At 38.3% G+C, this 14,634-nt stretch carries 13 protein-coding genes; 5 read left to right on the forward strand and 8 right to left on the reverse strand.

The genetic code is table 11. From position 1 onward, the window contains the following. From prmC to MKL51_RS16915, 3 genes are all read right to left on the reverse strand, one after another. Entirely contained in the window at positions 1 to 816 is an 816-nt protein-coding gene (gene prmC / locus MKL51_RS16905; RefSeq protein ID WP_032005424.1) for a peptide chain release factor N(5)-glutamine methyltransferase, read from the reverse strand. Further along, a complete protein-coding gene (gene prfA / locus MKL51_RS16910; RefSeq protein ID WP_002119588.1) occupies positions 816 to 1,904 on the reverse strand; it encodes a peptide chain release factor 1 in 1,089 nt (362 codons plus the stop codon). Before prfA ends, prmC begins: the two co-directional genes overlap by 1 nt. Positions 1,905 to 2,194: 290 nt before the next feature. Beyond that, on the reverse strand, positions 2,195 to 3,034 hold the full coding sequence (locus MKL51_RS16915) for a type 1 glutamine amidotransferase domain-containing protein (RefSeq protein WP_032005422.1): 840 nt from the start codon (positions 3,032 to 3,034) through the stop codon (positions 2,195 to 2,197). A gap of 119 nt (positions 3,035 to 3,153) precedes the next feature. On the opposite strand from MKL51_RS16915, the gene MKL51_RS16920 reads away from it, so the two are divergent. The 5 genes from MKL51_RS16920 (at position 3,154) to MKL51_RS16940 (ending at position 7,263) form a co-directional block, all read left to right on the forward strand. Then, positions 3,154 to 4,056, forward strand: a complete 903-nt coding sequence (locus MKL51_RS16920; RefSeq protein ID WP_025468371.1) for a LysR family transcriptional regulator — start codon at positions 3,154 to 3,156, stop codon at positions 4,054 to 4,056. A gap of 192 nt (positions 4,057 to 4,248) precedes the next feature. Beyond that, complete coding sequence (locus tag MKL51_RS16925) at positions 4,249 to 4,668, forward strand: glycine zipper domain-containing protein (protein ID WP_017398518.1); 420 nt, start codon at positions 4,249 to 4,251, stop codon at positions 4,666 to 4,668. A gap of 238 nt (positions 4,669 to 4,906) precedes the next feature. Then, the gene (locus tag MKL51_RS16930; protein WP_017480838.1) at positions 4,907 to 5,413 is read left to right on the forward strand and encodes a hypothetical protein; all 507 of its coding nucleotides are present in this window, start codon (positions 4,907 to 4,909) and stop codon (positions 5,411 to 5,413) included. A gap of 133 nt (positions 5,414 to 5,546) precedes the next feature. Next, the gene (locus MKL51_RS16935; RefSeq protein ID WP_017480837.1) at positions 5,547 to 6,551 is read left to right on the forward strand and encodes an LLM class flavin-dependent oxidoreductase; all 1,005 of its coding nucleotides are present in this window, start codon (positions 5,547 to 5,549) and stop codon (positions 6,549 to 6,551) included. A 148-nt stretch (positions 6,552 to 6,699) separates the two neighbouring features. Next, positions 6,700 to 7,263 (forward strand): hypothetical protein, encoded by a 564-nt coding sequence (locus MKL51_RS16940; protein ID WP_032004706.1) that lies wholly within the window; start codon positions 6,700 to 6,702, stop codon positions 7,261 to 7,263. A gap of 39 nt (positions 7,264 to 7,302) precedes the next feature. On the opposite strand, the gene pgaD is transcribed toward MKL51_RS16940, so the two are convergent. The 5 genes from pgaD to ppsR form a co-directional block, all read right to left on the reverse strand. Then, positions 7,303 to 7,761, reverse strand: coding sequence for a poly-beta-1,6-N-acetyl-D-glucosamine biosynthesis protein PgaD (pgaD, locus tag MKL51_RS16945; RefSeq protein WP_017480835.1), 459 nt, complete (start codon positions 7,759 to 7,761; stop codon positions 7,303 to 7,305). Further along, positions 7,758 to 9,005, reverse strand: coding sequence for a poly-beta-1,6-N-acetyl-D-glucosamine synthase (gene pgaC / locus MKL51_RS16950; protein WP_032005419.1), 1,248 nt, complete (start codon positions 9,003 to 9,005; stop codon positions 7,758 to 7,760). Before pgaC ends, pgaD begins: the two co-directional genes overlap by 4 nt. Next, complete coding sequence (gene pgaB / locus MKL51_RS16955; RefSeq protein ID WP_270904365.1) at positions 9,005 to 10,831, reverse strand: poly-beta-1,6-N-acetyl-D-glucosamine N-deacetylase PgaB; 1,827 nt, start codon at positions 10,829 to 10,831, stop codon at positions 9,005 to 9,007. Before pgaB ends, pgaC begins: the two co-directional genes overlap by 1 nt. After that, the gene (pgaA, locus tag MKL51_RS16960) at positions 10,831 to 13,269 is read right to left on the reverse strand and encodes a poly-beta-1,6 N-acetyl-D-glucosamine export porin PgaA (protein ID WP_032005413.1); all 2,439 of its coding nucleotides are present in this window, start codon (positions 13,267 to 13,269) and stop codon (positions 10,831 to 10,833) included. Before pgaA ends, pgaB begins: the two co-directional genes overlap by 1 nt. Positions 13,270 to 13,656: 387 nt before the next feature. Beyond that, positions 13,657 to 14,493 (reverse strand): posphoenolpyruvate synthetase regulatory kinase/phosphorylase PpsR, encoded by an 837-nt coding sequence (gene ppsR / locus MKL51_RS16965; RefSeq protein ID WP_002119749.1) that lies wholly within the window; start codon positions 14,491 to 14,493, stop codon positions 13,657 to 13,659. Between the last annotated feature and the right edge of the window lie 141 nt (positions 14,494 to 14,634).

Below are 14,634 nucleotides of genomic sequence, written 5' to 3' on the forward strand. Positions count from 1 at the left end.
TTAAATCCAGCATGCCAAAGTGACTCGATCATTTTGGCCATAGTCTTGAATGGTTTTAATCTCACTAAAACCATGCTCTGTGAAAATATCTCGAACTGCTTGTCCCTGATCATAACCATGCTCTAGTGCAATCCAGCCTTGCGGTTTTAACCAGTTTTTGCCTTGAGCAATAATAATTTCAATATCAGCCAGTCCCTGATGATCTGCAACCAATGCACGGCGTGGTTCTGTAGCCAAAGCTTGCATGTGTTCATCTTCAGGGTCAATGTACGGCGGATTAGAAACAATTAAATCAAACTTTTGCGGTTCAAGTGGGTCAAACCAAGCGCCGCAGGCAAATTTCACACGTTGCAAATTATGAACTTGTGCATTTTCTTTTGCGACTTCTAAAGTAGGCGCATAAATATCAGTTGCCGTGACTTGCCAATCTGGACGTTCACCTGCTAATGCAAGCGCAATTGCACCTGTTCCCGTTCCCAAATCAACAATATTTGCAGTATTTGGCAAATTTAGATTTAAAATGGTTTCAACTAGAATTTCAGTATCCGGACGTGGCACTAAAGTATCAGACGTTACTTTTAAATCGAGTGTCCAAAATGGCTGTGAACCCGTCACATAAGCTAAAGGCTCACCATTTTGGATACGTTCTAGACCAGCCAAGTAATCTTGCTCTTGTTGGGCAGTTAACTCTTGCTCAAGTCTAAACTTTAATTCAAGCGAATTGATTTTTAGAAAATGCTCAAGTAACCAAGCATTTTCTTGCCGTTCATAACTGTCAGGCTCACCACGAATTGCAAGCGCTTGAGCAATATTCATTAGCCGCCATTTTCCTGTGCAAGCATCGCAAGCTGATCTGCCTGATATTCACGATGTAAGCTATCGAGCAATTCAGTTAAATCACCTTCCATAATCGCGTCTAACTTATATAAAGTTAGGTTAATACGATGGTCCGTCATACGCCCTTGCGGGTAGTTATACGTACGGATACGTTCCGAACGATCACCAGAACCGACCAAATCACGGCGCATTTCAGAAGTCGCGGCATCTGCTGCCGCACGTTTAGCATTTTCTAAACGCGATACTAACAATGCCATCGCTTTAGCTTTGTTTTTATGCTGTGAACGTTCTTCTTGGCACTCAACGACTGTACCAGTTGGAATGTGAGTAATACGCACGGCCGAATCGGTTTTGTTAATGTGCTGACCACCCGCACCTGAAGCACGGTAAGTATCAATACGCAAATCTGCCGGATTAATTTCAACGTTAGTATCAACGTCAATTTCAGGCAAGATCGCAACTGTACATGCTGACGTATGCACACGACCTTGTGATTCAGTGGCTGGCACACGTTGCACACGGTGAGCACCACTTTCAAACTTTAAGCGGCCGTAAACGCCATCACCATCTACACGGCAAATAACTTCTTTAAAGCCACCATGCTCGCCTTCATTTTCAGAAAGCACTTCAATACGCCAGCCTTGTGTCTCTGCATATTTACTATACATGCGGAACAAATCACCAGAGAAAATCGCGGCTTCATCACCACCTGTTCCAGCACGGATTTCTAAATAAGCCGCATTAGAATCATTCGGATCTTTTGGAATCATCAAAATGTTGAGTTGGCTTTCTAATTCTTCAAGCAATGTTTTATTGGCTTGAATTTCTTCTTCTGCCATATCTTTAAAGTCTGGGTCCGACTTCATCATTTCAGCAGTTTCAATATCTTCTTCTGCTTGACGGTATTTGCCCCAAACTTCGGTAATTTCAGATAAATCACTATGTTCACGAGACAATTTACGGAAACGTTTGTTATCGGAGATCACTTCAGCATCTGCAAGCAATGCAGTAAGTTCTTCATGTCGATCACAGAGTTGATCAAGTCGTAAACGGAGTGACGCTTTCATAAGAGGAAATATCTCAAAAGTCCAAAAAGCTTATCGAACGCTATGTAAGTATAGAAGATAAGCAAAATCGTAAAAATAGCGCATAGTTTACAGATTATGCTGCTTAAATGACATATATAATCAGCCAATTCATCAACTTTCCCAATAAGTAGAGGAGTATAAATATAATGATTTCGAATAAGATTTATTTACTTGCCTATAATTTGGCTTTTCTGTAGAAAATAATAAGTCATCTTTTTCCTCTATATGACAATAGAGGCTTTATTTAAAAACCTCTTTGCCTAGCCAACTTATTTTAATTTTTCTAATAAAGTTTTACCCACTAAAATAGCCGATGCTGGATTTTGTCCTGTAATAAGTTCACGGTCCACCACTACGTTTGGAGTCCACGCAGTGGTATTACTTTGATACTTAGCGCCAAGTGACTGTAAAGCCGTTTGTGGATAAAACTTCATTTCTCCACCTTTTAATAAAGCTTTAGCCTGCTCTTCTTCCTGATTACTAATCACCGTCATTCGATAATTTTTATAAATCCATTCACCAGTTTTTACTGGCTTGCCTTGTTCGAGTTGACCAACTACTTCCGAGGCATTAGGTAAAGTAGACATTAATGCAATAGGACCATGACAGACCAACGCAGTAGGTTTACCAGCTTTATGGAAAGCTGTAAGTACTTTTCCAAGTTGTTTATCTTTTAATAGATCTTGCATAGGTGCATGCCCATCTGGAATATAAATAGCATCAAACTGACCCACACCAATTTGTTCAATACGAGATAGGCTCACAACTGGAGAATCTTGAGCAGATGTTAATTTTAGATCATGCAATAAACCAGCATATTGCTTTAATGCTTTTTCATCTTGGTTAAAATACATCGCATTATTTGATGATTCATCTAAGGTTGGAGCTTTCCCTTTTGGTGTAGCGAAAGTTACTGTATGACCTGCATCTAAAAGCATTTTTGTAGGTTGCATCAACTCATTTAAGTAAAAGCCTGTTTTAAAAATATGACCTTTTTTTAGCTCTAAATGCGCCTCATCAGACAATACAACCAACACATGAGCAGCATTTGCACTGAATGCTGCTGAAACGGCAACTACTGCAAGCATTATTTTATTTAGAGATTTCATCATTCGACCTTCATTCCAACCATTTGCTGGATTTATATTTTGGATGGATATATTCTATTTTTGCCAATCAGGTAGATAAACAACCACCTTTACAAATCTTTTTTGCGTTTGAGGACAAAATGTCTCGTCAATTTGACCATCTTGCCGATATTGAAGTGTTTTTAATTGTGGCTGAGAAGCTTTCTATTAGTGCAGCTGCAATTTATTTAGCAACAACTCCTTCAGTCATTAGTAGAACAATTACGCGGCTAGAGAAAAAACTTGGCATTCAGTTTTTTAGAAGAACAACCCGTCATTTGAGCCTGACTGAAGCTGGTCAACTTTATTATGAAAAGATGCAACATGCATTTCAGTTAATTGACCATGCAGAGCGTACTATTCAAGGTAAGCAACTGCAAATTTCCGGCAAAATTAAATTAAGTGTACCTACCACCTATGGACACTATCGCCTTCCAGAATTACTACAAAAATTTCTTTTGCAATATCCAGATATTCAAATAGAAGTCAGTATTTCTAATCGAAACGTCGATTTAATTGCGGAAGGATTTGATTTAGCTATTCGTCAAGGTCAGATTCCTAGTAGCACTCTCGTTGCCAGACCTTTGGAGCTTGCCCCTCTTCAACTTGTTGCTTCACCCGAATATTTAAAACGTATGGGTGTTCCTCAAACCTTGGAAGACTTAAACCATCACCAATGTATTGCCTTTGAATTACCGAGCACGGGTAAGATTACTCCATGGTTTTTTAAAAATGTTGATAATGAAATTCAATGGATACCATCAAATCGGATTTTAGTAAAAGAAGATATTTTGGGAGTAGTTTCTCTTGCTGAAAGTGGATTAGGAATATGTCAGAGTTATAGCTTTATTGTTAATGAAAAGATTCGGCAAGGAAAATTGCAGCCCCTACTTGAGGTTTATGCAGGTCACACACGGCCCTTTTCTGTACTGTACGCACAACATAAACATATGTCGTCTGCGACAAGAGCTTTAATAAATTTTCTATGTCCTGATCGTGAGTAAATCCTTTAAAACTAAATAAAGCTTAATTTATCTATATGAGTATTAAATATTCTATTTTAATAGAAAACATACAAACCAGACACTAAACTGCAATAATCAAAAGATGGTTCTCCATATTTGAAAAGAAGTGTTTTGTTACATTTGCCGTAACAAAAGATATAGGGTCCTGCAACTAGGGACACGGAGTCAAAAATGAAATTAAATGCTTGGTTATGCAGCGCTGTTCTAGCAACTTCAATGGTTACTGTGGCACATGCTGACAATACGACACATGTAGCAGCCGCTTCTGCTTTAGGTAGCGTAGCAGGTACTGCAATTGGTAAAAGCATGGGCGGTACATCTGGCGCAACAATCGGTGCTGCTTTAGGTGGTGCTGGTGGTGCAGCTGTTGCAAGCGATCGTCGTAACCGTACTGAATCAGCGATTGGCGGTGCTTTAGGTGGTGGTGCTGGTTATACCGTTGGTAAAAGCATGGGCGGTACAAATGGTGGTTATGTCGGTGCTGCTTTAGGTGCTGCGGGTGGTTCTGCTTTAGGTAATAAAATTTCTAAAGACCGCTATACAACTAAATCTTCTAAACACTGGAAGAAAAAACACCGTCGTCATCACTAATCAAATTTGACAAACACATATTTAAGCACCTTCGGGTGCTTTTTTATTGTGATGAAGCTATACGCTCATATTCCGTATGCTCATGGTTTATCCACAAATTAATACAAACACTACAAACCGACACAAAACACTCGTATCTCCGTTTGGCATCTCCATAATTATCACGAAATTTTTTATTACATTTACCCCAAGATAAAGATAACTGTCCTTCCAGTAAAAAAGGACATGGAGTTCTACGATGAAAATGAATATTTGGTTGGCTAGTGCATTAATTGCAACATCTTCTATGGTAACAGTTGCACATGCGGACAATGGCACACGTGTTGCTGCAACCTCTGCTTTAGGTAGTGTAGTGGGTACTGCAATCGGTAAAAGTATTGGTGGTACCTCAGGCGCAACAATCGGTGCTGCTTTAGGTGGTGCTGGTGGCGCAGCAGCAGCAAGTGATCGTCGTAATCGTACAGAAGCTGCAATTGGTGGTGCTTTAGGTGGTGGTGCTGGTTATACAGTCGGCAAAAATATGGGCGGTACCAACGGTGGATACATCGGTGCAGCAGTAGGTGCCGCTGGTGGTTCTGCATTAGGTCGTAAAGTTGCTGAAGATCGTAACTACGATGACCGTTATGACCGCGGACGTTACGATCGTGATGACCGTAGATATTACGATGGTGACCGTCGTTATTATAAAGGCGGTAGCCGTCGCCATGACAATGGCTTACACCGTGGTTGGTACAAAAACCGCTAATTCACAGATAAATCAAAAGAGCACCTTCGGGTGCTTTTTTATTGATAGATAAAATTTAATATCGAAAAAAAACGATATACATCGCACCCTATATATCGTATTATTTCGATATACCCTTATTCGAGAATATCGCATGCGATCACTTCAAGATACCAAGTTCTCTATTTTGGAACTTGCTCCTATTCGTAATGATAAAACCATCGAATTCTCATTACGTCACGCATTAGAATTGGCACAACATGCAGAAAAACTAGGTTATGAACGTTTCTGGCTTGCTGAACATCACAACATGGATGGTATCGCAAGTTCAGCTACCGCTGTCTTACTCGGTTTTATTGCAGCACATACAGAGCATATTCGCTTAGGTTCAGGCGGAATTATGCTTCCTAACCATGCCCCTTTAGTTGTCGCAGAACAATTCGGGACGCTTGCTACTTTATATCCAAATCGTATTGAACTTGGTTTAGGCCGTGCTCCCGGTACAGATCAACTCACCATGCGAGCTTTACGCCGTGGTCATCAAGAAACAGAAGATCAGTTTCCTCGAGATGTTGTCGAAATCTTAAAATATTTCGATGTACCTCAAGCAGGACAAAAAATTATTGCAACACCAGGGCAAAGCACCCATGTTCCTGTTTGGTTACTTGGATCTAGCCTATTTAGTGCACAACTCGCGGCAAAACTTGGACTTCCCTACTCATTTGCATCACATTTTGCACCACGTATGTTAGGTCAAGCAATTCAACTCTATCGAGAGAACTTTGAACCTTCTGAGTATCTAGATAAGCCATATGTTTCAATGGGTGTACCTGTTGTTGTAGCCGATACAGATGAAGAAGCACAGTTTCTAGCAACAAGTGCCTACCAACGCGTATTAGGTTTAATCCGTGGTGAAAGCTTGAAGCTGAAACCACCAGTTGAATCAATGCAGGGATTATGGAATACAGCAGAACAACTTTCTGTCGAAAACTTCTATGCAATGGCGCAAATTGGTTCTGTAGAAACTGTTCGCTCTGGCTTACAAAAGTTATTAGCGACGTATGATGTTGATGAATTTATTTTTACATGCGATGTATACGATACAGCTAAACGTTTAGAAAGCTTTACACAACTCATGAATGTAAAAACAGAACATTAAACTCTACTTTAAGCTCCCATACTTGAATTGATTTTGAGTATGGGATGACCATCTATCTGAAAAGACTTTACCCCAACTTCCTGCTTGGTTATTTATATTAAAACGATAAAAACATCATGATTTAAAAAACCAAAAGGACTTTTGGAAAATGAGTATTAATATTAAAAATAACACTTCAAAATCAGTAATTTTTCAGAATATCTCTCAAGATTTCGAAGATTTTACTGGTCAAGTGATTTCCTCAACATCAATTAAAGAGTTTGACTTTTCACATTCATCTGTCGCGATTATTGGTACAAATCAAGATAGCGTGACTCATCTTGAAAAAATCTGCCAGCAAGCAAAATTTGTGACTGTCTTCCAAATCACCCCTCATTTTATTTTGCCCCATAGTCAGATGGGTACACATAAGTTAATTACTCACCCACTTATTATCAAAAACCGCAGGTTATTTAACAATCGTGTTAAAAGCATTCTGGCATTACGTTTTCTAGAAACCCAAGTAAACGAACCATGGCTTAAGCGTCTTTTGACTCCCAATACTGCAACCACCAAAAAAGTATTTTTTAAATCCGACAGTTATTATGCAGCACTTCAGAAACCCAACTGTAAATTGCAAACATGGCCAATTGTTAAAATTACCAATAGATCTATTCACAGCATGGATGGTATAGAACAACCCGTTGATATTATTATCAGAGCAATACCATAAAAGTAAAAAAAAGCATGGTTTTAGGCCATGCTTTTTTATTTACTCATATTTTTGCAAATTACCATGATCATCGTAGTGCAAAATGATGCGCTGTTTTTCTTGCAAATCATTTAGCATGTCGGAAGTAACTGAAAATTGGGCCGCTAATAATTCTACAGAACTATTAGGTGCCTTAGCACGTCGGTCCTCACCACTAAACCTAATCCAGTTATAACTTGCCCATAAAATTAAAATAAGCGCGCTAATTCCGATCATTAATGCTAAATGTAATAAGGTCTTAACTTCTGATAAGTGGTCTATCCAGACGTAATCATAAATTAAGTGACCTTCAAAAACCCATAAAAACAGTGAAACCAACGGGAAAAGCAACCACATTAAACAAATCCAGCCAATGGTTTGTAATGTATAGTTTGCTGTTTTATTTTTGACATATTCTGGCTGATCAATATATTCAGGGATATCTAAAGTCTCTATATCCTTATTTTCCTCAAGTTTCATGGGTTATCTCCACGGAAGCCTCGATCTGGACTTACCCAACGGGCACGTTTTTTTGTGTTAAATAAAGTTTTTGGTACCGCAACGACACTCGTGAACAAAGTCAGTAGCCAGAAAAATAACGGGTACCAAATCACCCAAAAGTAATTTCTAAAAAAACGCCCTCGGTCATAACGATGATCAATCCACAAACTCACTAAAAACTGGATCAAACATGTTCCGCCTAGTATTACACCGTACCACTGCGGCATAAGCGTTTTGATCTGCCATTGCTGAGGCAGTTCAACAAATAATCCAACAAAAAATAGCGTGAAGATCATGATCATCACATAAGACCAGATAATACTGACTAGCGCCTCAATCATGACCGGCCACATTCTTCGAACACGCAGTTTGAACATTTGTGGAATATATTCTATAAGAACCTCTACCCCACCTTGCGCCCAGCGAAGACGCTGTTTCCATAGACCTTTAAATGTCTCAGGCATATAGATGTAACAAAGCGCTTGTGGAATATACTGAATATCCCAATGGTCTAGCTGTAACTTCCATGAAATATCAATATCTTCGGTAATTTTATCGTCTGACCAAAACCCGACTCGAGCGAGTGCAGTTTTACGAAATGCTGCAATCACACCAGATACGGTAAAAATACGACCATATGTACGTTGTGCACGTTTAATCAAACCAATAATCGAAGAAAACTCACCAACTTGTAATTTTCCTAAAATACTAGATCGGTTTAAAATTCGAGGATTACCAGTTACAGCACCAATTCGCGGGAAGTTAATAAAAGGTTGCATTAACCAAAGTACCGCATGCGGATGCAACAACGCATCGCCATCAATACAAACAAGATATTCGTATTTACTAACCAGTACTCCCGATCTTAAAGCTACGGCCTTACCCTGATTTTCTGCTAAGTGTACAACCCGAAGTCGTGAATCTTGCGCTGACAATTCATCTAGAATTTCGGCGGTCCTATCACTACTTCCATCATTAACAGCAATGACTTCAAAATTCGGATATTTGGTTTGTAACGCATAACGAATTGTTTGGCGTACTTGCGCTTCTTCGTTAAAACACGGAATGATGATACTGCATCCTTCACCTGTCGGTTCAGGAAGCGCTTGTTCGCGGTATTCTCTTTTAAAGAAAAACCAAAGTCCCCCTACCATCCATGTCCAAGCCATCAGTAAGGGATATAAAAAGGCAAAAGCAAACAGAATATCGAGTAATACCCTCATTACTTTTTCCCCTCTACCAATCCAGCAAAAGGCTGATACATCACAGGGCTAGCATTCAGACTAAGCGGATTATATAAATATTGATGAACATCTTTTGATTTTTCAAAGTCATAGCCATCAATACCGAATTTCTGGATTCCTACTCGCTGAATAGAAAAGAGTCCTTGCTGAACATCTTCCCAAGCATTTTGTTGCGAATTTTCTGGTAATACTAAAGTCAGCATTATTCTTTGCTTATCATTTTGATCAAGTGTATTTAAGAGCGTTAACAACTGATTAAATTGTTTTTTCTTACCAATCACATCAAACTTCAAATTGACTAAGTCATGTTGCATTAAAAGCGTTTTGATAAGCTCAGGTAGATTTTCCACATGATCTAAATCAGGTGTAAGCAATAAACTAAACTGTGCCTGATTACTCATATTTAAATAAGGTTTGACCGCTTCTTTAGTCAGTTCACTCAGTTGTTCCAGCTGTTTTGATTGTTCAATGCAACTGCTTTCTTGCACGGTTATTTTTTGCATTGCGCAATTTAAAGATGATCCTGCATTAAGCTGAACACCACTTAAATTACTGTTAAAACGCGCAATATCTTTAGCCAAATCTATAGTTAAAAATGGTCTATCTTTTCGCGGATAAGCAGGTAATTCTAATATTACAGATTGACCTGCGCGAGTTTGAGCCTGCCATAAACTACGGTTTAAAATATTTTGTTGAACAGACATTTTATCTGTAGGGAAATAGGCAACATCATATTGCCCATCTCCATCTTTGTCTTCTAAAGGCTTTAAGATTAAAGCATTGTTTTTTAAGCTATACAGTTTTGATAACAACTGCCCTAATTTTTCATCAGTCTGAGAGTTTTGTTGCGCTGCTAAGTGCTTTAAATCCATACTCACAAAATGACGCGATTGCTTAAATAAATCTGACTCTTCGAAATTCAGAATATTTAACATGCCTTCTGTCAGTTGTTCGGCTGTAGGGTTATCAATGACTAAGCTACGCTTAAAAGTTGAGTCACTCACGCGATTCATACCATCACGTCCCAAACTGAATGAAAACTGGAAACCCGCCTGTTGTGCTAGCTTTTCTAACTGTTCATTCACGGCACCATAAGGCCAAATAATTGCTTTAGGATTAACCCCTACTTCTTTTTTTAAAACTGCATAAGATTTTTTTAAATCCTGCAAAATGCGCTGTTGATATTCCGCATCGGTTTCATAACGTGATTGCGATTTTAAATATGCATAAGAAGTCGCAGCCGGTTGCTCATTGCCTTGAGGATTGGCTAGTACCCCATGATGTAAATCATCGCTATGGCTTGCAAACTCGGCTAACCCAGATGCTTGCATTTCACGAACTTGAGCCCAGTTCACTAAGTTACCTTGGCCATAGGCTTCATAACCCGCTTTTGTATTACCATTTAACCAACTTGTTGGAAGAGCAAAAACTGCTGGAATCTGATATTGCTTCAGCAAAGGAAATACTCGGCTATAACTACTTAAAGCACCATCATCAAAGGTCAGTAAAATAGAGTTATGAGGTAATTCTTTACCTTGCTTACGCGCCTCTTCAATGTCTTTTAGACGAATCGGTTTCCAGTCCGACTGGCTAAGCCAATCGAGAAACTGTGCCAGATTATTGGTCTGAATCGCATAAACATCATGGTCCCCTTCCTTAAGCACGTCATCTCGCACATCATGAAAAGTTAACGAAACCGTATGATTTTTTGGTAGTTCAGTCTCAATGCGGGCATAGGCAAATTGTACGGGTAATAATGTTGAGGCAAACACACAGCTCAACATTTTTGACATCATATTATTCATTAAAAACGCCCTTCAAATCCGAAAATACCGTAGGTATGTTGTTCATCATGACCATCATATGGATGGTATTGCCAACCAATTCCATAATTAAGTTGCCAAGTCCGCGAGAGCTGCCATTGATGTTGATATTGCAAAGAATATGTTGGTCGAGCGGAGTAATCTGCTTGTTTATATAGCCCTACTCCAGCTTCAAAATGTTGTTTAAATGAGCGTTCGTACTCTCGCCAAGTGACCCAGTCATGGCTTAAATTCAACTCGGCACTGTAATGATTGCTTGGGCTAAAGTAAGCAGTCTGATCTTGGCTATTGCTGCCATAAAATCCACGAACGGTTCCGTAAGTAATATGGTGAGGCGCATCAAATAATCGCTCACGCCAAAAAGTAGAAAATTCTTGTTGTTTATTACCGTCACTTATATCGGTTAAGCCATAGCTCGCTCCAATTTGGCGTGACTCATCTTTTTGCCATGTCAAAGCAGCACGGTAAGCTTGTCCATCCTCACCAGCATCAATTGCTTGTAATGGAATATTAGCCTGACTGTCATATTGCAATTGATATTGCCAGTGGTCGTTTAACCATTGCGACCAATCAAGACGAACACCTGCTTGGCCACCATCTGTACTTTGCGACAAAATTGCCGACAATGCCTTACGGTTTGCTTGCCACTCAGCACCAACACCGTAACGTTGGTCATGCACATCACCAAAACGGTATTCACCGTAACGATCTTGATGCCAAGCAAATAGACGATAATTATCTTTAATCCAAGGGCTATTAACACGAGTTTCCATTTCTCGATCTTTTAAGCCATTTTGCCCACTCACAGAATCGCTATTTTCTGCTTTACTATGGCCCCAAGTTGTAGAGTGCGAGATGGTTGCTCTATCACGATCATCCAACTCTTTTCGACTTTTAATTACACCACTATCTTCAGGATAATATTGCAAAAGATTTTCTGTACTTTTGCGCCACTCAGGAATATCTCCTAAAGCCTGAGCATTTTGCATTTGGTTAATACGCGTATCTTTAGCAACGGGTGTTAAACCATTTAAACGAGCAATTGTTTGCTTTGCCTGTAACGGTTTATCTCTCCAGCGCTCAACACGAGCAAGGTTGTTAATTAAACCTTCATTAGCAGGTGCAAGATCTACTTGTTTTTGAAAATGCTTTTCTGATTTATCCAAATGATTTGCATAAGCTAAATGCATGCCTTGTAAAGCAATATAATCATCACGATCAGGATGGCTTGATTTATCTACTCCCTTGGCTTGGCTATATTTATACGTAGGGATTAAACGATCAACCTCACTTAAAAGTTGTTCAGCTTGCTTATATTTTTCTTGTTCAATATAAGAATAATAAAGCCCCGTATATACCGTCATATCTGAGTAGTTTTTTTCGGTAAGTAAGGTTTTAAACGCGAGTTCAGCCTGCTTAGGTTGTCTTTCAGCTAAATAACTATCAGCAATCGCATGACGAACATAAGCCGGTAACTTTTCTAACGGTACATTTAATTTAGTAAATTCATCTAATACCGTACGGCTGCGCCCACGAAAGTCCAAAGCATACAAATAGTCATAATGAAATCTTAAATAATTAGGGTCTGACGGTTGAATCAAAGGCTGTATTTGCTCACCTTGTTTCAACACAGCATCAAGCTCAGCAAAGCCTTCACTATCCGACATGCCTTCCCGATTCAAATATTTATAGCGAGTAATTGCGTTATTTACACGTTGAGAAAACTCGCTGACTTTTAACCAGTGTTGTAACGATTCTGTTTGCACATTTTTATCGCTGGCAAGCAGCAACTGCTGAGCTTTTTTATAAGCGCCTACAGCCGCCAAGTCGTAAATATATTCTTGCAAAACCGTAAAAGATTTTGGTTGTTGTTGATAAGCTTGCTCGATTGCAGATAAAGCATCTACAGGGGAATTAATAAGTCGATATGCATAAGCAATTTGAACAAATTGATCAGCTGTAAGATTTTTACTCTTAATACCTGATAAATGCACCTTAGCATTTACAGGGTCTTTAGCCTCAGCATATAGAACCGCTAATAAAATCTGCCCATCAGATGTCTTTTGAATATTAAATTTATTCGACCACTCAATTGCATCTTTAAAGTGTTTAAAATCACGAAAATTACGTATTAATGGTAGTTGCCCATATTCTGGAAAATTCACATAATTAACATTTGTTAAATGCTGAGAGAAGGTTAATAAATCTCTTTTTTCACTTGACATGACAACTAAATAATCAGCTAATAATTTTTGGTCATGCGGGTACTTATTTAGCAATTGTTCTAATTGCAATATTGCTTGTTGAGTTTGCCCAGTTTTGTAAGTGTGAATAGCTTGCTCTCGCAATTCATCTACTTGAGCAGCATATAAATTAAGAGGCAAGATATATACCAATGAAAAAACACATTTTTTTAGCATTTTGATAATCGGATAGTCCCATATCGAGGTGGGAAATTATAATTAAAATCAAAAACCAATCACACAACATTAAAAAAGTGTGATCTATTTAACATTTTATAAATTATGGATTTTTCATGAATGATTTTCTAAAATATTTATAAAAAATAAAGAATTACTATTTTTATGTGCAATAAAAAACATACACTTCTTTTCAATAGTGTTATTTAAATTTACAAACGAGTTTCAAAATAACTACGGGCTTATAACCAATAAGAACTATTTAATAATATTTAGTTTTATATATAAAACTTTAATTTTTCTCTGTGATATATATAAAAAAACCATTCAACTTATCTATAAATTAATATACAAAAATTGAATGGTTAAAATAAACAATTGATTAAATTAACCAATACGACGTTTTAATCCTGTCATTTGTAAAATACGAGTTGAAATCTCTTCAATCGACATTTCGGTCACGTTTAAATATTTAATGCCTTCTGAAATATAAATCCCTTCAATTGCTCTTAGCTCCATTTGGCATTGGCTAAAACTTGCATAACGGCTATTCGCTTTACGTTCACTACGAATTGCGACCAAACGCTCAGCATCAATCATCAAACCAAATAACTTGCTACGATGAGCTCTTAATACTGCTGGTAAACGGTTATCATCTAAATCTTCTTCAGTTAATGGATAGTTTGCAACGCGAATACCGAATTGAAGAGATAAGTAAATAGAAGTCGGTGTTTTACCCGAACGGGAAACTCCAATTAAGATTAAATCCGCTTTATCGTAATGACGAGTACGTGCCCCATCATCATTATCAAGCGCAAAATGAACAGCATCGATACGGGCTTTATAATATTCAGAATCGGTTACCGCATGAGTCTGCCCAACCAATGTTGTTGGTGGTGTTCCAAGCTCTTGTTCAAGTTTACTAATTAAACCTTCAAACACATCCAGATTAACCGCTTTAGCCGTATTAATAATCTCTCGCACATGCGGATCGACTAAAGTATCGAATACTAAAGGTAGGCAACCATCTTTGGTTTGGCATCGATTAATCTCAACCACCACATCCATTGCCGCCTCTTCAGTTGTAATATACGGCATGATGTGAATATCAAAATCTACATTGGGAAATTGTGCTAATAACGAATGTCCAAGAGTCTCGGCAGTAATTGCAGTTCCATCAGAAATAAAAAAAACACTCCGCTTAAATTGTTTACTTTCTGACATTAAAATTCTCCTTAAACATTTGTCTTAGTGCTATATAATCTTTATAGTAAACTGATCTTACATGACTGTCGCTTAGTATAATTCTCAACTAAGCACTTTATTTTTATAATTTCATGCCAAGATAGACATTAATACTGCAAA

Source organism: Acinetobacter sp. AOR18_HL (assembly GCF_027855145.1).
Taxonomy (GTDB): Bacteria; Pseudomonadota; Gammaproteobacteria; order Pseudomonadales; family Moraxellaceae; genus Acinetobacter; species Acinetobacter pittii.

What these genes read in the sequence shown, in the direction of transcription:
- prmC (WP_032005424.1), bottom strand. Translation starts at nt 816, where the DNA reads ATGAATATTGCTCAAGCGCTTGCAATTCGTGGTGAGCCTGACAGTTAT.
- prfA (WP_002119588.1), bottom strand. Translation starts at nt 1,904, where the DNA reads ATGAAAGCGTCACTCCGTTTACGACTTGATCAACTCTGTGATCGACAT.
- MKL51_RS16915 (WP_032005422.1), bottom strand. Translation starts at nt 3,034, where the DNA reads ATGAAATCTCTAAATAAAATAATGCTTGCAGTAGTTGCCGTTTCAGCA.
- MKL51_RS16920 (WP_025468371.1), top strand. Translation starts at nt 3,154, where the DNA reads ATGTCTCGTCAATTTGACCATCTTGCCGATATTGAAGTGTTTTTAATT.
- MKL51_RS16925 (WP_017398518.1), top strand. Translation starts at nt 4,249, where the DNA reads ATGAAATTAAATGCTTGGTTATGCAGCGCTGTTCTAGCAACTTCAATG.
- MKL51_RS16930 (WP_017480838.1), top strand. Translation starts at nt 4,907, where the DNA reads ATGAAAATGAATATTTGGTTGGCTAGTGCATTAATTGCAACATCTTCT.
- MKL51_RS16935 (WP_017480837.1), top strand. Translation starts at nt 5,547, where the DNA reads ATGCGATCACTTCAAGATACCAAGTTCTCTATTTTGGAACTTGCTCCT.
- MKL51_RS16940 (WP_032004706.1), top strand. Translation starts at nt 6,700, where the DNA reads ATGAGTATTAATATTAAAAATAACACTTCAAAATCAGTAATTTTTCAG.
- pgaD (WP_017480835.1), bottom strand. Translation starts at nt 7,761, where the DNA reads ATGAAACTTGAGGAAAATAAGGATATAGAGACTTTAGATATCCCTGAA.
- pgaC (WP_032005419.1), bottom strand. Translation starts at nt 9,005, where the DNA reads ATGAGGGTATTACTCGATATTCTGTTTGCTTTTGCCTTTTTATATCCC.
- pgaB (WP_270904365.1), bottom strand. Translation starts at nt 10,831, where the DNA reads ATGAATAATATGATGTCAAAAATGTTGAGCTGTGTGTTTGCCTCAACA.
- pgaA (WP_032005413.1), bottom strand. Translation starts at nt 13,269, where the DNA reads ATGCTAAAAAAATGTGTTTTTTCATTGGTATATATCTTGCCTCTTAAT.
- ppsR (WP_002119749.1), bottom strand. Translation starts at nt 14,493, where the DNA reads ATGTCAGAAAGTAAACAATTTAAGCGGAGTGTTTTTTTTATTTCTGAT.